Below are 20,054 nucleotides of genomic sequence, written 5' to 3'. Positions count from 1 at the left end.
CCCCGCCCCTGGTGTTCCTCCCCCCCAACTCCCCGCCCCCGCCCCCCCCCCGCCGCCCCCCCCCACGACTCGCTTAGGACGCGAAAACTGGCGGTTTGGGCGCCGGTAGACCGGTCTCTTCGAGGCAACGCTCGCGCAGCACTTCGATGGAGTCACCCATGTCGAACAACTGCGGCTCGCCGCGTTCTTCCCTCATGGTTGTTCGGAGTTTCTCGGTCTCGATTGTGTTGACGGTGCCGTCGTCAGAGAGGACGACTCCATAGAGGCGAGCTCCGTCCACGCTTACAAGTCCCCGCACAACCTCGATGGCGACCAGTTCAGGGTCGCGGTCGAAGGGATCGCCCCATCCTGCTCCGCCCCAAGTGACGAAGTGCAACTGGTCTCCTGGCACGATCGCGACATGGTCGCACTTGCTGGGGAGCACCTCCGTCGACCCGTCGGCCCTGTTGATCCATTTGCGGCTTCGAGCGCCCGGCTTGCCGCCATTGACGCCCCATGGCGAAGTGAACCATCGGTCGTCGTGAATCGAGACTTCGCCCGGCTCGTCGAACCGATAGACAATCTCAATCCCGTTGCCGCCTCGGTGAAAACCTGCACCGCCGGAGTCAACGACACTCTCGAACTTCTGAACTGACAAAGGGAAGTGGGATTCGAGATACTCATTTGGAACATTGCTGAAGCTGGGCCACATCGAGTGGCCGTCCGGCCCGTCTCCTGCCGGTCGTCCAGGGATGCCGCCAAAACCGATCTGGTAGAGCTGGAACCACTCGCCTTTGCGATCTCCACCTGAATATCGGCCGGAATACATGAGGTGCGGCGAGGAAGAAAAACCGGCCGCGCAAAGGAATTCCGGCTGTCGCTGACCGAGGAGAGCAGACAAAACATCCAACGTTCGACCCATCGCGTGCGTCCGGCATGACAGCGCAGCCGGATATTCCGGTTTCAGCAACGATTTGTCCGGAATCCTCACCTCAATAAGGGGATAGAATCCGTCATTCCAAAGGATTTGTGGATCAAACACCGCGATCATGTAAGTGCCAAGAAGCATCTTGAAGAAGTTCTCGTTGAGATAGAAGTTGATCGAGCCGGCGGATTGTGGATCCGTGCCGGTGAAGTCAGCGATAAGCTTTCCGTCCTGCCGCCAAAGTGCGCACTCGATCTTGTAAGGGCCGAACCCGACTCCGTCGTCGCAGATGTAGTCGGTGAAAGTCAGCCGTTCATCCGCCGGGATGGTAGTCTCGATCAGCTGTTTGATGGCGCGATAGTTTCGATCCAACAACGCATCAAGAGTCGAAAGGTACGTCTGGGTGCCGAAGCGGGCACACAGTTCCTGAACACGCCGACCCGCATTGCGGCATGCCGCAATGAGCGCATCAAGGTCAGTCTGATTCCACTGCTTCATCCTGACACCGCTGAGCATCATGGCGAGTACATCTTTGTTCAGGAGCCCTTGGCTGTACAGCTTGACCGGCGGTATAAGGACGCCCTCTTCGAAGATTGTTGTGGCGTCCGTCGGCAAGGAGCCCGGAACTTTGCCTCCCACGTCGGTCATGTGACCTAGTTGGGCCGCCCACCCCACGAGCCTTCCTTCGACAAAGATCGGATGGACTACAAGCCAGTCGTTCGCGTGGCTGATCGCTCCGTCACAGGCGTAGGGATCGGAAGTGATCAGCACGTCTCCTTCTTCGACGGTGCCGTCGTATCCCGCGAGGAGGTTCGGTATGGAGAGGCCGAACTGACCGACAACCATGAGGCCTGCAGGGTCAGCGATCATCGGATACTCGTCGTGCTGCTCGCGGATGCCGGGGGACATGGCGCTGCGAAACACCACGGCGTCCATCTCTTCGCGGGCATTTCTTAGCGCATTCTCAATGACGTCCAGCGTCACGGGATCGACGGCGATCTTGTCGAGGGGTGCATTGTTTGGTGCAATTATCGTTGCCATGTCTTTTTTCAGCTCTCGCTCGTGGGGCGGATGAGGAGGTTGCCACTCGGGTCAGTTGTTGCAGAATGACCAGGCAGAACCAAAGTGGTGGAGTCCATTTCGGTGATCACAGCAGGTCCGTTTACTACGTTGCCGGCGAGTAGGGCCGTGCGGTCGTAGTGTCCTGCTTCAACGAAGGCGCCGTCGACCCAGATCTTGACCGTATCGACGAGCGCATGCAGTGATTCCGAGCCGCCATAAGGAATTTTGGCTACGGCAAGGTGCGTCGGGTTGGCCGACGCCACGGCCCGGATGTTGACGATCTCGTGCTCCGCGTCGGTTGCGAACAGGAAAAGGCGCTGGTGCTCTTCATTGAAGCGTCGGCCGAGCTCTGGAAGTCCGCCGATATCCTCTAGCCGTGAGGAACCGAATTCAATGGGAACTTCGAATCCCTGGCCGCTGTATCGCACATCGATTTCGAAGGTCACCTGTTGTTGATCCCGCGGAATTTCCTCGGCGTCCAAACTGGCCTGTGCTTCACTGGCTAGTTCGTCGAGTAGGACCTGAACTTCTGAATCGCTCGTGTGGGCAAAACGACGCATGAAGGTGCGAGCGGACTCGCTCCTTAGATCGGTCGCGACATCTCCGTATGCGCACAGCACGCCCGGCGAAGGCGGAACAATGAGTGGCCAGGAGCCCATGAGACGGGCGAGAGCGTTGCCATGGAGGGGCCCTGCGCCGCCAAAAGCGACGAGTGCAAAGTCGCGTGGGTCATAGCCCTGCTGGACTGATACGAGGCGCAACGCTCCGAACATGGCCTCGTTGACGATGTCGATGATGCCGGCCGCTGCAGTTTCCTCGTCCGGGAGACCAATGGCGGCGGCGATTTGTTTCACCGACCGCCGGGCGGCTTCCACGTCCAACGACATCTGGCCGCCAAGCAACGACGGCGGAAGGTACCCAAGGACGACGTTCGCATCCGTCACAGTGGGGAGTTCGCCGCCCTTGCCATAGCAGGCGGGACCTGGCTCGGCTCCAGCCGAGTGTGGACCCACGCGAAGGGCGCCGGTAAGTTGCGGTACGTGAGCAATGGATCCGCCACCTGCCCCGACGGTCCGAATATCGACCGAGGACGCGCGCACGGTCAAGTCACCTACCAATGTGTCCCGGCCGATGCGCGGTACACCATTCTCGACGAGGGCTACGTCAGTGGATGTGCCGCCCATATCGAACGTCAGAAGATTTTCAAAGCCAGACTGTTTGGCCATGGCCACGGCCCCGGCCACTCCACCTGCCGGTCCCGACATCAAAAGGGTCACAGGCGCCTCCTCTGCTTGAGTCACCGATTCAAGCCCTCCATCGGAACGAACGATATGAAGGTTCGCATCGATACCTTTGTCCGAGAGGCTCCGCTCCAGGTTGTAGAGGTAGCGTCCGACTTCAGGACGTACGTAACTGTTCGCAACCGTTGTATTGGTCCGCTCGTATTCGCGAATTTCAGGCAGGATCTGCGAGGACAACGAGATCGGAACATTGGGCATAAGCTCTTCGGCGATCCGAAGAATTCTCTTCTCGTGCTCGTCGTTCGCGAACGAATTGATGAGGGCGATAGTCAGGGCTTCAATGCCGCTGTCGCGCAAGCGTTCCAGCTTGACCCGGATATCTGATTCGTCCAGCTCTCGCTCAACCGAGCCGTGAGTATCAATGCGCTCGAGGGCCTCGACCGTGTCTTCAAGCAAAGCCAGGGGAAGGGGCTTCGGCCACATGATCCAGCTTCCCAGTCCGCCAGGAATGTGTGAACGCCCCACCTGAAGGATTTGCCGGAAGCCCTCGGTGGTCACCAGACCAACTCGTGCCCCGCGTCCCTCGAGAATCGCATTCGTCGCGACCGTCGTGCCGTGCATAATCCGCTCGACTTCATCGGGAGCGATACCCGCCTTCGCACACACTTGCTCAATTCCGTTGAGCACACCAATTGACTGATCCTTCGGCGTTGAAGGTGTTTTCGCGCGATGCGATTCGCCTGACTCATCATGAACCAGCAATACATCTGTGAAGGTGCCTCCAACATCGACACCGAGCCTATAAGCCATCTTTCGTATCCATCCTCTTGGACTCGTGCTGCCACGAGACGCTGCTGCCATCAACTGAGGCTCTGCATTCCTAGCATTCGAAAGCAGGAACATTTCCTGGCAATCGAAATCGTTCGAGCCAAAATCACGTTAGATCCGGACACCCTCTTGGAGGAAACACGAGGATTTCGCCTTCCACAACGACAGGCGGTGAATCCAAGCCGAGCGGCTCACAGTTGAGTGCCCCCCGATCCACGCGGACTCCACAAGCCTTGATTCATCACTGATTTGTTCCTGATTTCGACCTGCAGCTGGCATGAAACTTCATGGCGTGCGGACTGCCCCGTTCTGAAAGTCGGGGATCGGGGCCAAGCGGGCGTGTCACTCCGTCACTGTTAACGCTGCATCGAGGGGGCAGCTTTGTCGAGGACTCTGGCGCCTCAGAATAGAACTCAAGTATCGAACGGGCGTCCGTCTCAGTTGCGCTGAATTGAATTTCAAGCAGACGGATCCCGCTGGCCGCCCGATGAGCACTTCGGAGCAGGTATGCATGGTAAGGACCCGACTGAAAACCGCTCGCGTCGGTCCGTCGTTGTCAAGCTTGTTTCTTGGGATAGTTGATTTCCTCGTGGCTGAGCAGCCTCGGGCGGGGGCGCTTCTCTGGGTTTTCGTCAAGCGACCCTAGCTACCGGACGCTGGCGCAAGCCGTCTTTGCCTCCCTCGACGGCCTCGTCCTTCAGAGCTGACCGTCGCGGACCCGACGCTGTGCGCGGAGCCATCCTGTGCGTCGGTCCATTATTGGAACCAATGTATCCGTGGGCGGTTGGGCTCACCACCCAGTTTTAGGAAGACCCGAACATCCCTGACTAGACCACAACAGGTGTTGAACATGTGCCAGATGGCAATGAGTATGGAGTGCTCCACTGCGACGAATGCTTTCATTGGGCCTCGCCGAGACTTGATCCGCCTGTATTTCGCTCCGAGATATGGTGCTTGAGATAGGTCCGCCGTCAGGGGCGGCGGTGCCCAGAGCCCGTTTCAGGTACCGGTTCCCGGGCCCAGTGTTGCGCCGACTTGACCCGTCCGGCGGGTTCGTTGGCTTGCGGTGCGGTGCCGGCCAAGACGCTAGATGTTCGGTGGTGGGGAAACCGGACAGATCCGCCCCGGTTTCGGCGATGACGAGTTCGGCAGCTCGGCAGATCTGCGGCTGATGCCCGGGATTCTCGCCCGCGGTTCCCGGGTGGCCTTAAAAGGCTGCATGAGTTGATCGATGCGCCCGTCGAGGGTTCCGATGGCCTTGCTGTGGGCATCGATCCGGCTCAACAACAGTGCGGCCATGAAGGCTTGGTGGCCCCCGTGGGACCGCGCCGAGATAGGCCTTGACGCTAGTCTCTGGCCGGTGAGTAGCCCGGGAGCTGGAGCTAGGCGTCCAACCAGCGCTCAAACCCATAGCCCGGGCTCATTGTGCGAGATATCCGCCGTCTACCGCTAGCCCGTGGCCGGTCACGAGCGACGCTCGATCAGAACACAGCCAGAGGGCAGCCTCGGCCACCTCCTCAGCCTGACCCAGCCGTCCGATGGGCATCGCGGCGATCAAGGATTCCAGCAGTTCCGGAGCGTTAGCCATGAAAGCGCGTGGCTGCTGCGTGTCGATCACTCCTGGCAGCAGGGCATTCACTCGAACTCCTGCGGCGGCGTTCTCAAGCGCCACCGCTTTGGTGAGGCCAAGAATTGCGTGCTTGGTGGCAGCGTAGACTGCCATCCCGGGCGACCCAACTGCTCCCGCACATGAAGAGGCGTTTACGATCGCCCCGCCGCCTGTTCGCAGCATCGCCGGGACCTGTGCTTGGATACAGTTCCAAGTGCCGCGCAGGTTTACCGCGACGGTCCGCTCGAACCACTCGTCGGGATAGTCGACAATGGGGTGCAGTGGACCCGTGATTCCAGCGTTGTTGAAGGCCGCATCCAACGTGCCCCATTCGGTGATTGCCCGGTCGACGAAACCCTGCACGTCAGTTTTGAGACTGATGTCACCAACCATGGCCACCGCGTCGCCACCGAGTTCCCGTACGTTGGCTACCGTCCGCCCCACAGCATCGTCAGCAATATCGCAGAGCAACAACCGGGCACCTTCTCGGGCAAAGACCATCGCAGCTGCCCGACCGATGCCGCCACCGGCACCGGTAATCATTGCAACACGACCGCTCATCATACCCATATCAAACTCCTTTTTCCTGCCTTGAATTCTTGGCGGTCCCTGAGAGGAACTGGCTTCACACGGACGCCCCTTCAAGCTGGAGGGCACCTTTCAGTCAGTGCCAACCACTGTCTGTCGTCTGCAACTCTTGGTAACCAAATAGCTCTGCTAAGGCATGGCGTGTCCTCCGCACGGGCTGAGAACGGCTCCCGTGTAGTAGGAGCCGCCCTCTGAAGCGAGGAGTACGGCAGTAGGTACTATCTCGTCGATTGTTCCGATTCGCTTCAATGGGATGTCCTGGCGGATACCGTTGCGTACGTCAGCGGGAAGAAGACGGAGCAGCGGTGTGTCGGTCGGTCCGGGCGCAATGGCATTCACGAGAACGTTGTATTCGGCGACTTCACGGGCGACCGATTTAACAAACCCGTGAACGCCCGATTTTGCAGCGCAATAGTGCGAAAGCCCCGACGCGCCGATCAGACCCAGCTGAGAGCTGACGATAATTACACGCCCATCGCGGCGTTCCATCATATGCGGGAGGAATGCCCTCGTGATGAGGAATGGCCCGGTCAGATTGACGGCTATCATTTGGGACCATTCCTCGTCAGTGAGGTCCACCGTCAATGATGCGCTACCAATCCCGGCCGCATGCACAACGACGTCTACGCTCGTCAACGCGGCAAAGACGTCGTCTCTGAGTTTTGTCACGCTGCTCGGGTCGGCGACATCCACGAAAAACGAGGCAGCGCACCCGCCCTCGTCAGTGATTTCCTGTGCGACAGCCTCTGCTTGCGTCAGCTCCCGATCGCTGACGATTACTTTCGCGCCGAGGCGGCCAAAGGCCAGGGCGATGCCCCGGCCAATGCCGCTTCCCCCGCCAACGACCAAGGTTCGCCGTCCCTGGATTCCACTCATCGGGAAAACAGGAAGCTCAGGGGCGTCTTTAGAGGTTTCTTCGGTGTCGATGCCAAGGCTGTATGTCATGTGCAGTAACCCATTCGTCCTAAAGAGGCCCCATTTGGCAGCTTCAATTTCGCAAGGTAAAGCGACTCGCAAGCTCCGGTTATGTTCAGAGCAGGATCGGCTCCTGACGCAAACTTTATGGACGGAGCCTTCTCCGGCGGAAACATCAAAACGTCATGATCTACAACACTCAGATGTCACTGCGACGCCGGCGTCTGTGGTGGCGACCTAAGGGCTGATTGTCGCCTGGCACGTGCACGGAAGTTCTGGCGGGCGGTTGACCCACGCCCGACTTTGGCAAGCTCCAACGGTTCATCGCGGCTAATCTCGTCGAGACCCCTACTTTGTATGCGCCGGGCAATGCTAGTTGGTTCAGCCCATCACACGGCGGCCCGTTCTGACGGCGTCTTCAACCAGACCGCCACGAGGCGACTTCAGCCGCCCCGACAAGCGTGGTGCCCGAGATCCTAGCGTCCGGCAGCTTCGTTGACTTGGGACCAGTCGGCAGTCCGAGGCGCGGAGCGGACGGGTTCGACCTGCCACGAGCATCTCATCATTCAGTTGATGCATGGAACCCCAAGATGTGACCCCGGCGACTTACAAGGGTTGACTCCATCGGCGTCCTTGGAGGCGGCATCTAGGTACCACTGGGCAGTTCGAAACCCAGTGATACAGCCCCTTCAAGGGCGCGAGCTTGCCATTTTCGTTCCTTGAAGATCCTGATCAAGATGGATTGGGCTAGGTCTCCCTATCATCAGCGGCTACCACTACCTGAGGTGACCTCAACCTTGAGAACTGACCTCGTCCTTGCATTTCCTGGACTTGTTGGCAGTTAGTTGGGTTCAAGTGGGTCAAGGACCTCGACTGCATATTGGACTACAGCCAGGGCACGGGCAGTTAGCACCGTTTCCTTTGGCCATACCGCAACGACAGAGGTCTGGCCGGCTCGCGGACGAAGGTGCCTGGTCACCAGCCCCTTACCCTCGCTTGAAACGGGGATCTGGTTGGGTCGGGACATCAGAAGGCTGTAGCCGAGCCCCCGACCGACCATCGCCCGGACAAGATCGATCTGCGGGACCACTGCACCCATGTTTGGCTTGAGCCCGCGCTGAGCGAACATCAACTGTGTATATTCCGTGCTTGGGGCCGTGTTGAGCATAATGAGTGGCTTGATCGCCAGATCCGCGAGATCCACGTCGTCGCCCTCACCAAGTGAATCGTTCGCGCCCAGAACGGCCATGACTTCAGTTTTGTAGATGACCCTGTGCTCGACGTCCGTTGGCAAGCCAATGTCATAGACGATGGCTGTGTCCAGGGTTCCATGTTCAAGTGCCGGCAGCAGATCAGAGTGGTCCCCTACGGTGATGCTGATTTCGACTTCGGGGTGCAGACTTGCCATGCCTTCGAGCACGGCAGGGAGGACGTTGCTTGCCAAGCCGGTGTAGCAGCCCAATGACACCGGCCCCTTCAGCTCACCACGCAGCTCACCCAATCCGTCGGCCAGTGCACTGGCCTCTTTGAGCAGTTCCCCGGCCCGCTTTGCGAAGTGGCGCCCAGTCGGCGTCAGATGCATGCCCCGGGCCTTCCTGCGAATGCACAGTTGTTCACCCAACGCCGCCTCAAGTTCGCTGATGGCGTGGGACAGCGCGGATTCGGAGATGTGGAGCTGTTGTGCGGCAGATCCCAGGGTGGAGTGCTCCGGCAGCGCGGCGAAGAGCTCTAGCTGGCGGAAGGTGAATTTAGGCATTGTAATCGCTTCTCCTAGAAAATCGAAATACTTCCGCTATTATCCACAGTTTACTAGAGGAATATTGCCTGTGACACTGATTGCACAACGACGTGCCAGTAGGAGCAAGACAACAATGACGACACAAGACGCCCAGTGCCCTTTTCACGGGAACTCTGAGACTCGAGGCGATGACGCGGACTCGGCGCGCGCCAGCCAGCACCAGGTTCACACCATCCCTTCACAAGAGGCTGCCGACTACCCCGTGGCTGACTGGGTTGACGTGGCTGCACTTGCATCGGATCCTTACCCGATCTATGCCAGACTTCGGGCAGAGTCTCCGGTCGCCTGGGTTCCTCAGCTAAACAAGTTCCTTGTGACGAACTACGCCGGCTGCCACGCCGTGGAACAGGATCAGGAAATCTTCAGTGCCAACGTGTCCGGGGCAACCATGACCCGGGCCATTGGCGCCCAACCGATGCTGCGCAAGGACGACCCGGAGCATTCAGCTGACCGGGCACCTGTGAATCCTGTTCTTCGGCCGAAGTCCATCAAGGAAGTCTGGGGACCGGTTTTTGAAGGCAACGCCGAGACTTACCTTGAGAAAGTCGCCGAGATCGGACCCCACGAAGCCGACCTGAACCGGGATTACGCCGCGCCCGTGGCCTCACAGAATCTTATTGACCTGCTGGGGCTGAAGGACGTTTCAGTGGAGCAGGTACGCCGTTGGTCACACGCCTTCATCGCCGGCATGGGAAACGTCCTGGACGATCCGGCGATCTGGGAACGGTGCGACGCCTCGACCGAAGAAGCCGACCGCTTGCTCGAGGAGCTGATCCCCTACTACCGACAGAACCCTGATGCCTCGATGGTGTCCGCATGGGCAAACAGCGGGCTGCCGGCCTCCAATGTCGCAGCCAACGTTAAACTGACCATCTCTGGCGGCATGAACGAGCCGCAGCACATGGTCACGAACATGGTCTGGGCCCTCAGCAACCACCCCGAACAGAGCGCGTTGGTCTTCACCGACCCTTTGCTGTGGGCTGCAGCTTTCGACGAAGCCGTGAGGTGGCAGTCACCCATCGGCATGTACCCGCGCGAAACAACCCGGGAAACCATACTCGAAGGGGTCCGTATCCCCGCCGGCGCCGGGATAGGCGTCGTCGTCGCATCCGCCAACCACGACGAAGCCCACTTCGGAGATAGTGCAGCGGACTTCGACATCAACCGGCCGAAGCGGCCTCACCTCGCGTTCGGCAGCGGCGTCCACCTCTGCGCCGGGCACTGGGCCGCAAAGACCTCAATCGGCCAGATCGCCGTGCCCATGGCCTATAAGCGCTTTCCGGGGCTGCGCGTCGACAAGCAACGAAATGAAAGCTGGGACGGCTGGGTCTTCCGCGGCCTGACCAGCCTGCCCGTCACCTGGAACTGAAGCACTACCGAATACCAAGGAGCAATGATGCCCACCATCACCTATACCCAGCCGAACGGTACTCAACAGACCCTCGAGGTAGCAGAGGGGACCACACTGATGCGCGCCGCCGTGAGCAACGGCGTCGACGGTATTGTCGGCGAATGCGGCGGACAGGCCATGTGCGCCACATGCCATGTCTACGTCAGGCCCGAATATGCGCAGGCGCTGCCCGAGATCAGCGACGACGAAGACGAGATGCTCGACTGCGCAGCCGCCGAGCGAACGGACCGCTCACGCCTTGCGTGCCAGATCAAGATCGACGCAGAACTGACAGAGATTGTCGTCGATATCCCGGCCGGCCAACTCTAGAAGCGAGGACAAGGACATGAACGTTGTCATCATTGGAGGAGGACAGGCCGGCCTGCAGATCGCCGATTCGCTGCGGACCGAGGGGTTCGAGGGCAAAATCGAGGTCATCGCAGAGGAATCCGGACTGCCCTACCAGCGTCCACCGCTGTCAAAGGACTACCTTGCCCCGGGCAAAGAGCCGGCTCCCTTGCCCCTCCGCGGCGCATCCTTTTTCGTGGACAAGAACATCACACTCCACGAAGGCGTCCAGGCACTCGCCATCGACAGGGCACAACGAAAGGTGAAGCTCACCGAAGGTTCACTCGAATACGACCACCTTGTCTTCGCGACCGGCGCCCGAAACCGGACGCTGACCTGCACAGGCGCCTCCCTGCCCGGGATCCACGGACTAAAGACCCTGGCAGACGCAGAAGCGCTGCACGCGGCATTGCCCACGGCCCGCAACATCGTCATAGTCGGCGCGGGATTCATCGGACTGGAATTCGCCGCTGCCGCCCGCGCACACGGATGCAACGTGACCGTGCTGGAATTCGCCCCGCTTCCGATGGGACGTGCACTTACCTCGGTCATGGGCGAGTGGTTCGCAGCCGCCCACCGCTCACAAGGTGTCGATCTGCGCCTTGGCGAAGGCATAGGCCGCTTCGAACCCGGTGCCGACGGCCGGGTCGGGGCCGCGGTGTCAACCACGGGGGCTTCGTATCCGGCTGATCTGGTCCTCGTCGGCATCGGTGTGCAGTCCAACGACACCTTGGCCTCGGAAGCCGGCCTCGAAATCAGCAACGGCATTGTTGTCGATGAAACTCTGCGTACAGCGGACCCCGCTGTTCTGGCGATCGGCGACTGCGCCAGTTTCCCCAGCGCACACGCCCATGCTCGTCTGCGCCTGGAGTCGGTCCAGAACGCCACCGATCAGGCGCGCCATGCAGCCCGCACCATCCTCGGGGCTGAAAGCCCCTACACTGAGCTCCCGTGGTTCTGGTCCACTCAAGGACCTTATCGCCTGCAGATGGCAGGTCTCGCGCGACCGGATGACGACACGCTGGTCCTTGGTGATCGGGCAGGAGCAAAATTCTCCGTTCTCTGCTTCAGGGAAGGCGTACTCGCGGCGGTGGAATCGGTCAACATGGCGGCGGATCATATGGCCGCCCGCAAACTGCTCGCCGCCGGCACGGCCATCACCCGCGTTCAGGCAGAAACCGAGGGGTTCACCCTGAAGGCTGCCGTCAACACCCCGGCCACTCCGGTCTCCGCATGACAAGGTCTTTCGTCTCCGCTCAACGATCCGCACCATAGTTCGATACACCAGGGCTCCCCCCCCCGGGGTTCACCTTCCACACCAGGTGGGGAGCCATGAGTCTGTCTCCCCACCGTTCGAAGGCGAACGAACGTCGCGTCGCCTTCCCCGCCGTCATCGGGACCACCGTTGAATGGGCGGCAGGCTGCCTATGCGTCTTCGGTCGACGGCCTCACCCGGGACGTGAACAACAACCTATGGATCGCGGGCGACGACGAGGAATGCGTGAGCATCGAATCCCCGCACGCGAACCGGGTGTTCATGCACTGTGACGTCGCCGCGGAAGAAGAAACGGCAACGGTTACTGGCGCTTGGTTGAAGCCAGAGTATGCATCCGTCGGAAGCGGGCATGTCGATGCGCCCTGAGGCGAGAGGCGCTCCGTTCTTGTGAATCCACTGAGTCAGCCAGAGAGACGTCGGACCAGTCCAGGATGGGACATGAGCCTAGAGGTTCGCCTTCAGGTCAGTTTTGATCTGGGTGATGCATAGTGGCTTCACGAAATTCCCTTCCATCGGCAGCTGAGGCTCAAGCATCGCGATCCTCGATTTCCGGGATTGATGCGCTTGAGTTGCGTTTGGTCGGCGGATTTTCAAGGCATGGTTCTCTTGTCGGCGTAACGATGGACCGGACGCTGTCTCCGAAGACATCGTCCGGATCGAGGCGGCGCAGTTCTTCGGCGAGGCAGTCCCGCAGGCTGCGGCGCGGCAGTGAAATCCGCTGGGAGGGTTGGCCGGGCTGGGTCAGTTCCGCGATGGTGAGGCCGGGACGGACCAGTTGGACGTCGCCGGTGGCGCGGCTCAGCCGTACCCGGCGGATGCCGGTTCCGGCCGGGTCGGCGACGATCTGGACGGGGGCGTCGAGGAACAGGGTGAGCCAGGCGGCCAGCAGCAGGGTGCTGGGTGAGTCCGAAGCGCCTTCGACGGCGATGGCCGTGACGGGTGATTCGTCCACCTGGTCCAGGGCTGCGGCGAGCTGGAGGCGCCAGTTGGTCAGGCGTGTCCAGGCGAGGTCGGTGTCGCCTGCCCGGTACGTTTTCCGGATCCGGGCCAGCGCTGCCGAGGGGTCCGCCTCGTTGGCGGAGTCCGTGATGCGGCGGTGCGCGATGCGCCCGATGGAGGTCTCGCAGGCGTTCTCGGGGGCGCCGTGCGGCCACCAGGCCACGATCGGCGCGTCGGGCAGGAGCAGTGCCGCGACCAGGGACTCGCTTTCCTTGGCGAGCTCGCCGAAGCCGCGCAGCACAATGACCTCGGATGCTCCGGCGTCCCCGCCCACCCGGATCTGGGCGTCGAGGCGGTTGGGCGCTTCACTGCCGGCGTCGGCGAGGACGATGATCCGGCAGGGGTGTTCGCGGCTGGCCTCGTTGGCTGCCTCGATGGCTTCTTCCTCGAGACCGGACTTGGTGACCACCACGAGGGTCAGGACACGTCCAAGGGCGATCACCCCTCCCTGCTCGCGCAGGGAGGTGATCTTCTTGGAGATCTTGGAGGTGGTGGTGTCGGGAAGATCTACGATCATGGCCTTCTCCAGGTTCGTCCGTCACGGGCAAGCAGCTCGTCGGCCGAGGCCGGCCCCCAGCTGCCGGGAGCATAAGGTTCGGGTTGTTCGTCGAGTCCGGCCCAGTATTCCTCGAAGGGGTCCAGGATCTTCCAGGATTCCTCGACTTCCTGGTGGCGGGGGAAGAGCGGTGGCTCGCCCAGCAGCACGTCCAGGATGAGGCGTTCGTAGGCCTCGGGGCTGGACTCGGTGAACGAGTGTCCGTAGCCGAAGTCCATGGTGACGTCGCGGACTTCCATCTGCGTGCCGGGAACCTTGGAGCCGAAGCGGATGGTGGCGCCCTCGTCGGGCTGCACGCGGATGACCACCGCGTTCTGGCCGAAGTCGTCCTCGCCGTGGCCGCGGAAGAGCAGGTTCGGCGCCCGCTTGAACACCACCGCGATTTCCGTGACGCGCCGGCCTAGCCGTTTGCCTGCCCTCAGGTAGAACGGCGCCCCGGCCCAGCGCCGGGTGTGGATGTCCAGGCGGATGGCCGCATAGGTCTCCGTCTTGGAATCGGCCGGGATGCCTTCTTCCTCCAGGTAGCCCTGCACCAGCTCCCCGCCCTGCCACCCGCCGGCAAACTGGCCGCGGGCCGAGTGGGTGGACAGGTCATCGGGCAGCCTGACCGCGGCCAGGACCTTTTCCTTCTCGGCACGCAGGTCATCGGCGTTGAAGGAGATGGGCTCCTCCATGGCCGTCAGGGCCAGGAGCTGCAGGAGGTGGTTCTGGATGACGTCGCGGGCCGCGCCGACGCCGTCGTAATATCCTGCCCGGCCGCCGGTGCCGATGTCCTCGGCCATGGTGATCTGGACGTGGTCGACGTAGTTGGCGTTCCACAAAGGCTCGAACAACTGGTTGGCGAAACGCAGGGCCAGGATGTTCTGGACCGTTTCCTTGCCGAGGTAGTGGTCGATCCGGAAGACGGCGTCCGGCGGGAAGACGGACTCCACGATGTCGTTGAGCTTGCGCGCTGACTCCAGGTCGTGGCCGAAGGGCTTCTCGATGACCACACGGCGCCACTGGCCGTCGCCGGCCTGCGCCAGTCCGTGTTTGGAGAGCTGTTGGCAGACCTGTTCGAAGGCCTTGGGCGGAATGGACAGGTAGAAGCCGTGATTGCCGCGGGTGCCGCGGGTCTCGTCCAGTTCATCGAGCGTGGCGCTGAGGCGCTTGAATGCCTGGTCGTCGTCGAACTCTCCCTGGACGAAGCGGATGCCCTCGGAGAGCTGGTTCCAGACGGCGTCGTCGAACGGGGTGCGGGAGTGCGCCTTGACGTTCTCCTTGACCTCGTCCGCGAAGTCCTCGTTGCTCCAGTCCCGCCGGCCGAAGCCGACGAGCGCGAAGCTCGGCGGCAACAGCCCGCGGTTGGCGAGGTCATAGACCGCCGGCATGAGTTTCTTGCGGGCAAGGTCACCGGTGACTCCGAAGAACACCAGTGACGATGGCCCTGCGATGCGGTTCAGGCGCCGGTCCCGCGGATCCCGAAGGGGATTACGTCTCCGGCCCATGTGGGACACGAAATTCCTTTCCAACACGACAGTTCCTGTTCATTTGTTGAGGCGGCAAGGGTTTCTGTCTATCGAGGTGCCTCTGCGCGATCGACCACGCGGACGAGTGGGGACGAGCCCACTAAGGTCACGCGAGCGACTGCTCACGTGATTCCCCAAACGGGACAGATTCACTGAGCTCGAGGGTGTATCGGCCAGGATGATGGCGAGTGACCAGAATCCCGAAAAGGCCTTTGACCGTGGCCACCTGCCGAAGCAAAGCCTCTGCGTCGTCGAGCCACTCATGGAGAAGGGCAGGCTCAGAAATGAGGACTTCCACCTGCTCAACTTGTTGTCCAGACATGCCGGACACCTTTCTGCTTGTGATTTGATTTGCTAACCGGCCACATCCTGAGTTCGAAGAATTTGATTCTCAGATCAGGTAGAACGTGACGGTATCTCCGCGTAGAAAGAGCCGACGGCAGGCTGTGCCGTCTTCAATCACCCATAGCAGGCGGCCGCAGCCACCGGCCTCGTCGACGAATGCGGCGTATCGGAAGCAGCCGGCGGACCAGACTTCAACCCAGTCCACGTGCCGAAGCGATTCCCATTGTTGAACGGCCTGCCCAGCGGGTGGTTCGGCTCTTCGCCTGAACGAACTCAAGGCTCGCTGGCCCATTTCTAACTCCTTCGGGTGACTTCCTGCGCCCCATCCCAGACCCTGGCTTCCTTGAGTTCAGAGACCAGGGTCTCTGAACTCAAAAGAGGAAGCAGGGGAGTGAACGTGCATGCGGCGGCCTGCACCTTTCCGGTGCAGGCCGCCGCAGTCTCTGGGAACGGGCAGGTTAGATGATTGCGGCCCTGAGTTCCTTGGCGGCAAGAGCGGGATCCGGTGCGCCGTAGATGGCGCCACCGGCGACGGCCACGTCTGCGCCGGCGTGCTGGACGGCGCCGATTGTGCTGATGTTGACTCCGCCGGCTACGGAGAATGGAACGCGAGCTTCTTCGCCGGCGTTGAGCAGACCGTTTAGGTCGTAACCGGGTTGGGCCTGCTCGTCCAGGCCCGCGTGGAACTCGACAAACTTGGCCCCGAGGGCGTGTACTTCTTTGGCGCGGGTGACCTTATCCGGGACGCCAATGAGGTCCACCACGATGCCCTTGTTGTGGGCCTGTGCTGCCTTAACCGCGCCGGCGATCGTGGAGTCGTCTGCGCTGCCGAGGACAGAGACCAAGTCGGCGCCAGCTGAGAAGGCGATTTCAGCCTCGAGCAATCCGGCGTCCATAGTCTTCATGTCCGCGAAGATGATCTTGTCCGGGTGGGCTGCCTTGACGGCCGTAACGGCGGCGAGGCCGGCGGACTTAATCAGGGGTGTGCCTAGTTCGATGATGTCCACGTATTCGGCGACTTTGCCCGCCAATTCGAGGGCCTCTTCGACCGTGAGGAGGTCCATTGCAACCTGAAGTTTCATGGTGCTTCTTTCTGTAGTGAATTGAGGTGGTTGGTTGAGTAGGTAGGGAAGGGCTTCGGCTATTCGAGGTTTGCGTGCCGTAGCCACAGTTGTTCGGCCGGCTCGTTTGTGGTGTCCCACAGGCTCTGGAAGACAGCTTCCGTAGCGAGGAAGAGGACCTGTTCAAAGAGGCTCCCCGAGTACTGGCGCGAAAGGCTGGATGCATGGTCGGTCTTTTGCCTGGCGGGAATAATGACGAGGGCGTCGGCAAGTGTGGCCAACCGGGACTGGGAATTGGTGGTGACGGTCGCGATCCGTGCGCCGGCGTTTGCCGCCGTTTCTGCAGCTTTAACCACTCCTGAGGTTGTTCCCGATCCCGACGCCACCAGAAGAAGGTCCCCGGAACGGATGGCAGGCGTTGTTGTGTCGCCGGCGATGTGAACTGTCAGGCCAAGATGCATCAGTCGCATGGCTGTCATGCGCAGAACCAGACCACTGCGGCCGGCACCAGCGACAAACACCCTGTTGGCGACGCGAAGGTGATCGGCCAGGACCGCTAACTGCTCTCCGTCAATCTTGGCAGTCGTTTCAAATATCTCGTTCTGGACTAGGGACAGATTCAGCGACACCGCCGTGTCGTCCATGGCGAGAGACGCAGCTTCTGAAGTTGTGTTCACAGATGACTCGTTCAGTTCTAGTTTTCCGATGGATGGTCGCAGACACGCCGCACGGCGGCTTGTGTACCTGACCTTGAACGTTAGGCGGATGCAATAGCTCGAGAGAAACAACGAACTGAGAGAGACCAACAACTGAACGAGGTAGAACGCAAAAGGCGAAGTGCGCCGACTGAACCATTGATCTTCAGTTCCGCACATTGTCAGGGCTGCGCTAGATCCTTCCTCGGAGCTCCTATTGGCGCTGCTTTGTCGCGGAGTTCCGACCGTGGTTCCGCCGCAACATCCGTGGCCGAACCGCTGTTTGTCTCCACAATCCCTGCGGCGGTTTTGAGAGACATGCAAAACTACGTGCTGCAGGAATTCGATGCATTTTGTCCTGATTGCTCTTGATATTCGGCCAGTTCTGATTGCTGCACTCCACCGCACGTGCCGCGGATCGATCGCACGGCCAGTCTGTGTCCGTGGTGGGGGATCCAGTCCCCGCTGACGGTCAATAGGGAGCGGCACCCGGATTTCTGGAGGGTTCACAGCAGCATGTTCCGGCTCAGCCGGGGCCTCGGTTGACGGCTGCCTGACGGGATGGCCGAGCAAGCGAGGGCCCGCGGAAATTTCACTCCGAGCCGACCTCGTTGTCGCCGTAAACCTCGGAGAGGAGCGTTCTACGTCTTTGAATTGTTGGTCGTCCGCAGTTCGTTGTTTCTCTCGAGCTATTGCATCGGCCTAACGTTCAAGTTCAGGTACACGAACCGCCACACGTGTGGCCGAAAGTAGCGTAGGGGCCGATGGACGGTGGAGACATGACACGAACAATGTACGAAAAAATAATCTCGCGCAACCTTATTGTGGGTACCGACGAGACCCCAGATCGTTTGTATGTCGACCTTCATCTCGTGCACGATTTGAGCCCACAGGCTTTTAGTGCCCTCAGGTCGAAGGGGCGGACCGTACGCCGGCCAGACCTTACTCTCGCTACGGCTGACCATGGAGTCAGCACGCAGCGTCGCGGGCTTCTCGGGCCGACGGTATCGACCGAGGAGCAACCCCAAATCCGGGCGCTACGTGAGAATTGCGAAGAGTTCGGTGTGCCTCTATTCGGGCTGGGCTCGAAAAGTCAGGGTATTGTCCATGTCATTTCGCCCGAGCTTGGTTTGACGTTGCCAGGTATGGTGGTGGCCTGTGGCGACAGCCATACCCCCTCGCACGGTGCCCTTGGCGCTTTGGGTCTCGGTATTGGGACCAGCGACATCGAACATGTCCTAGCTACTCAGTGTGTCGTTCTTCCGAACCTTAAGACGATGCGTGTGAGATTGATCGGACGTTTGGCGGAAGGCATTTCAGCTAAAGATCTTGCGCTCGGGCTGGTCGCCTACTTCCGCGCATCCGACGCCCGAGGCCACGTCATTGAGTTTCAAGGGGAAGCTCTCAAGCAACTATCGGTTGAGGGTCGGTTGACGTTGTGCAATTTGTCAGCCGAGATGGGAGCCAGGGCCGCACTCATTGCTCCAGACGATGTGACAATCGACTACGTGGTCGGGCGCCGCTTCGCGCCGAAAGGGCTAGCGCTCGAGCAGGCGCTCGATTACTGGCTAACCCTTGCCAGTGACACGGACGCCTCCTTTGATACGGAAGTTGAGTTCGACGTAAGCTCCCTGTCGCCCACTGTCACCTGGGGTACTACGCCTGCCATGAGCGTTTCAGTGAACGGTGTCGTCCCTCGCCCAGATGAGACAACCGCGCCTGCGGACACGATTAGGGCGTTGAAGTACATGGGTCTTGAGGGTGGTGAAGCGATGTCCGATCTTGAGGTGGACGTTGTGTTCATCGGCTCATGCGCGAACGGTCGGCTTGAGGACCTTCGCGCAGCCGCGGCAGTGTTGAAGGGACGCAGGATCGCATCCAGGGTTCGGGGCTTGGTAGTCCCGGGTTCCCAATTGGTCAAGCTGGCCGCCGAGCAGGAGGGACTTGACGAGATCTTTATCGAGTCGGGGTTCGAATGGCGCGAGCCTGGATGTTCGATGTGTTTGGGGATGAACGATGATGTATTGAACTCTGGGGAGCGATGCGCGGCCACGAGCAATCGGAACTTCGAGGGTCGACAAGGTCCTGGCGGACGTACTCATCTGGTGTCTCCGGCAGTAGCTGCGGCGACGGCAATTGTCGGCCATTTTACTGACCCTAAGATGCTGCCATGAAGCGCCCCCAGATCGAAGGCCGGATGGTTCCACTCGACCGGGATGCCGTCGACACCGACACGATCATGCCTCAAGAATTCTTGACGAGAACTGAGCGCGAAGGTTTCGGGGAGGCGGTTTTCCACCATTGGCGAACCAGCGGACAAATAGATCTCGATGACCCCGTTCGATTGGGTGCGCGGATCCTGGTCGCCAGCCGAAACTTTGGAACTGGATCCTCGCGCGAGCATGCTGTCTGGGGGCTCAAACAGTGGGGGTTCGAAGCAGTGATAGCCGTGGAGTTCGGCGACATTTTTGCCCGAAACTGCCTACTAAACGGAATTGCTGCGGTGACAATCAGTGAGGAAGAATGTCGCTGGCTGCGTTACCTCACCGAATCGGACCCGGGAGCCACCATGATCATCGACCTGGAGGCTCAACGAATAGCCGCCGGCGCGCGGACCATCGAATTCTCTTTGCCTCCGATAGCTCGCCTAATGCTCATCAACGGCTTAGACGAAATTGGCCTCACCGAAGGATTGGAGTCCGCGATCCTCAGGCACGAAGCCGACCGACCGGACTGGATGCCAAGAATGCTAAGTCCACAATCGCGGGAGAGCGTGTAGCGCTGACGTCCGTCCCCTGCAGGACGCGCCACACGCTTGCCGCCAGAGCGGAGCTAGTTTGATAGGCACGAACCTCTCTGATATGTAGGTCTGGTTGTCAATAGCCATAGGTGAGCGGCTCCTGGGTTGTGGTTCCGGGGCCGCTCATCTTG

17 protein-coding genes and 1 pseudogene are annotated in these 20,054 nt (G+C 60.6%); 6 read left to right on the top strand and 12 right to left on the bottom strand.

What is annotated here, in order from left to right; all coding sequences use genetic code 11:
* Positions 1-73 precede the first annotated feature (73 nt).
* The 6 genes and pseudogenes from OOZ51_RS21340 to OOZ51_RS21315 form a co-directional block, all read right to left on the bottom strand.
* Complete coding sequence (locus OOZ51_RS21340; protein ID WP_265981927.1) at positions 74-1,945, bottom strand: hydantoinase B/oxoprolinase family protein; 1,872 nt, start codon at positions 1,943-1,945, stop codon at positions 74-76.
* Between the two features lie 8 nt (positions 1,946-1,953).
* The gene (locus tag OOZ51_RS21335) at positions 1,954-4,017 is read right to left on the bottom strand and encodes a hydantoinase/oxoprolinase family protein (protein WP_265981926.1); all 2,064 of its coding nucleotides are present in this window, start codon (positions 4,015-4,017) and stop codon (positions 1,954-1,956) included.
* Positions 4,018-4,875: 858 nt separating this feature from the next.
* Positions 4,876-5,346 (bottom strand): annotated as a pseudogene (locus OOZ51_RS21330) (transposase); the annotation flags it as partial.
* A gap of 109 nt (positions 5,347-5,455) precedes the next feature.
* On the bottom strand, positions 5,456-6,214 hold the full coding sequence (locus tag OOZ51_RS21325) for a glucose 1-dehydrogenase (RefSeq protein WP_265981925.1): 759 nt from the start codon (positions 6,212-6,214) through the stop codon (positions 5,456-5,458).
* 147 nt (positions 6,215-6,361) lie between these two features.
* Positions 6,362-7,177 (bottom strand): SDR family NAD(P)-dependent oxidoreductase, encoded by an 816-nt coding sequence (locus OOZ51_RS21320; RefSeq protein ID WP_265981924.1) that lies wholly within the window; start codon positions 7,175-7,177, stop codon positions 6,362-6,364.
* Positions 7,178-7,988: 811 nt separating this feature from the next.
* On the bottom strand, positions 7,989-8,903 hold the full coding sequence (locus OOZ51_RS21315; RefSeq protein ID WP_265981923.1) for a LysR substrate-binding domain-containing protein: 915 nt from the start codon (positions 8,901-8,903) through the stop codon (positions 7,989-7,991).
* A 115-nt stretch (positions 8,904-9,018) separates the two neighbouring features.
* On the opposite strand from OOZ51_RS21315, the gene OOZ51_RS21310 reads away from it, so the two are divergent.
* The 4 genes from OOZ51_RS21310 (at position 9,019) to OOZ51_RS21295 (ending at position 12,325) form a co-directional block, all read left to right on the top strand.
* Positions 9,019-10,314, top strand: a complete 1,296-nt coding sequence (locus tag OOZ51_RS21310; RefSeq protein ID WP_265981922.1) for a cytochrome P450 — start codon at positions 9,019-9,021, stop codon at positions 10,312-10,314.
* A gap of 27 nt (positions 10,315-10,341) precedes the next feature.
* Positions 10,342-10,665 carry a 2Fe-2S iron-sulfur cluster-binding protein gene (locus OOZ51_RS21305; RefSeq protein WP_265981921.1) on the top strand — a complete coding sequence of 108 codons (324 nt, stop codon included), beginning with the start codon at positions 10,342-10,344 and terminating at the stop codon, positions 10,663-10,665.
* Between the two features lie 16 nt (positions 10,666-10,681).
* Positions 10,682-11,920, top strand: a complete 1,239-nt coding sequence (locus tag OOZ51_RS21300) for an NAD(P)/FAD-dependent oxidoreductase (protein ID WP_265981920.1) — start codon at positions 10,682-10,684, stop codon at positions 11,918-11,920.
* 264 nt (positions 11,921-12,184) lie between these two features.
* Positions 12,185-12,325 (top strand): hypothetical protein, encoded by a 141-nt coding sequence (locus tag OOZ51_RS21295; protein WP_265981919.1) that lies wholly within the window; start codon positions 12,185-12,187, stop codon positions 12,323-12,325.
* Between the two features lie 160 nt (positions 12,326-12,485).
* Here OOZ51_RS21295 and OOZ51_RS21290 read toward each other — a convergent pair whose 3' ends face one another.
* The 6 genes from OOZ51_RS21290 to hxlB form a co-directional block, all read right to left on the bottom strand.
* Positions 12,486-13,475, bottom strand: a complete 990-nt coding sequence (locus OOZ51_RS21290) for a glucose-6-phosphate dehydrogenase assembly protein OpcA (protein WP_265981918.1) — start codon at positions 13,473-13,475, stop codon at positions 12,486-12,488.
* Positions 13,472-15,001: a glucose-6-phosphate dehydrogenase gene (gene zwf / locus OOZ51_RS21285; RefSeq protein ID WP_265981928.1), complete on the bottom strand. Its 1,530-nt coding sequence runs from the start codon at positions 14,999-15,001 to the stop codon at positions 13,472-13,474. The genes OOZ51_RS21290 and zwf overlap by 4 nt, the downstream gene beginning before the upstream one ends.
* Before the next feature lie 127 nt (positions 15,002-15,128).
* Complete coding sequence (locus OOZ51_RS21280) at positions 15,129-15,344, bottom strand: hypothetical protein (RefSeq protein ID WP_265981917.1); 216 nt, start codon at positions 15,342-15,344, stop codon at positions 15,129-15,131.
* A 69-nt stretch (positions 15,345-15,413) separates the two neighbouring features.
* Complete coding sequence (locus tag OOZ51_RS21275; protein ID WP_265981916.1) at positions 15,414-15,572, bottom strand: hypothetical protein; 159 nt, start codon at positions 15,570-15,572, stop codon at positions 15,414-15,416.
* 253 nt (positions 15,573-15,825) lie between these two features.
* Positions 15,826-16,449, bottom strand: a complete 624-nt coding sequence (hxlA, locus tag OOZ51_RS21270; protein WP_265981915.1) for a 3-hexulose-6-phosphate synthase — start codon at positions 16,447-16,449, stop codon at positions 15,826-15,828.
* Positions 16,450-16,508: 59 nt separating this feature from the next.
* Complete coding sequence (gene hxlB, locus OOZ51_RS21265) at positions 16,509-17,105, bottom strand: 6-phospho-3-hexuloisomerase (RefSeq protein WP_265981914.1); 597 nt, start codon at positions 17,103-17,105, stop codon at positions 16,509-16,511.
* A 797-nt stretch (positions 17,106-17,902) separates the two neighbouring features.
* Between hxlB and leuC the strand changes: the two genes are divergently transcribed.
* Together leuC and leuD are read left to right on the top strand one after the other, a co-directional pair.
* Entirely contained in the window at positions 17,903-19,297 is a 1,395-nt protein-coding gene (gene leuC / locus OOZ51_RS21260; protein WP_265981913.1) for a 3-isopropylmalate dehydratase large subunit, read from the top strand.
* Complete coding sequence (leuD, locus tag OOZ51_RS21255) at positions 19,294-19,902, top strand: 3-isopropylmalate dehydratase small subunit (RefSeq protein ID WP_265981912.1); 609 nt, start codon at positions 19,294-19,296, stop codon at positions 19,900-19,902. Before leuC ends, leuD begins: the two co-directional genes overlap by 4 nt.
* The last annotated feature ends 152 nt before the right edge of the window (positions 19,903-20,054 follow it).

Source organism: Arthrobacter rhizophilus (assembly GCF_026241105.1).
In the GTDB taxonomy this organism is placed as follows: domain Bacteria; phylum Actinomycetota; class Actinomycetes; order Actinomycetales; family Micrococcaceae; genus Arthrobacter.
The sequence above is the reverse complement of the archived record's forward strand: the minus strand, read 5'-3'. Positions and strand labels throughout refer to the sequence as shown.

Coding starts and splice junctions, on each gene's coding strand:
- leuD (WP_265981912.1), top strand. CDS start 19,294: ATGAAGCGCCCCCAGATCGAAGGCCGGATGGTTCCACTCGACCGGGAT.
- OOZ51_RS21300 (WP_265981920.1), top strand. CDS start 10,682: ATGAACGTTGTCATCATTGGAGGAGGACAGGCCGGCCTGCAGATCGCC.
- OOZ51_RS21325 (WP_265981925.1), bottom strand. CDS start 6,214: ATGGGTATGATGAGCGGTCGTGTTGCAATGATTACCGGTGCCGGTGGC.
- OOZ51_RS21310 (WP_265981922.1), top strand. CDS start 9,019: ATGACGACACAAGACGCCCAGTGCCCTTTTCACGGGAACTCTGAGACT.
- OOZ51_RS21315 (WP_265981923.1), bottom strand. CDS start 8,903: ATGCCTAAATTCACCTTCCGCCAGCTAGAGCTCTTCGCCGCGCTGCCG.
- OOZ51_RS21340 (WP_265981927.1), bottom strand. CDS start 1,945: ATGGCAACGATAATTGCACCAAACAATGCACCCCTCGACAAGATCGCC.
- zwf (WP_265981928.1), bottom strand. CDS start 15,001: ATGGGCCGGAGACGTAATCCCCTTCGGGATCCGCGGGACCGGCGCCTG.
- leuC (WP_265981913.1), top strand. CDS start 17,903: ATGACACGAACAATGTACGAAAAAATAATCTCGCGCAACCTTATTGTG.
- OOZ51_RS21305 (WP_265981921.1), top strand. CDS start 10,342: ATGCCCACCATCACCTATACCCAGCCGAACGGTACTCAACAGACCCTC.
- OOZ51_RS21290 (WP_265981918.1), bottom strand. CDS start 13,475: ATGATCGTAGATCTTCCCGACACCACCACCTCCAAGATCTCCAAGAAG.
- OOZ51_RS21320 (WP_265981924.1), bottom strand. CDS start 7,177: ATGACATACAGCCTTGGCATCGACACCGAAGAAACCTCTAAAGACGCC.
- hxlA (WP_265981915.1), bottom strand. CDS start 16,449: ATGAAACTTCAGGTTGCAATGGACCTCCTCACGGTCGAAGAGGCCCTC.
- OOZ51_RS21335 (WP_265981926.1), bottom strand. CDS start 4,017: ATGGCTTATAGGCTCGGTGTCGATGTTGGAGGCACCTTCACAGATGTA.
- OOZ51_RS21280 (WP_265981917.1), bottom strand. CDS start 15,344: ATGTCTGGACAACAAGTTGAGCAGGTGGAAGTCCTCATTTCTGAGCCT.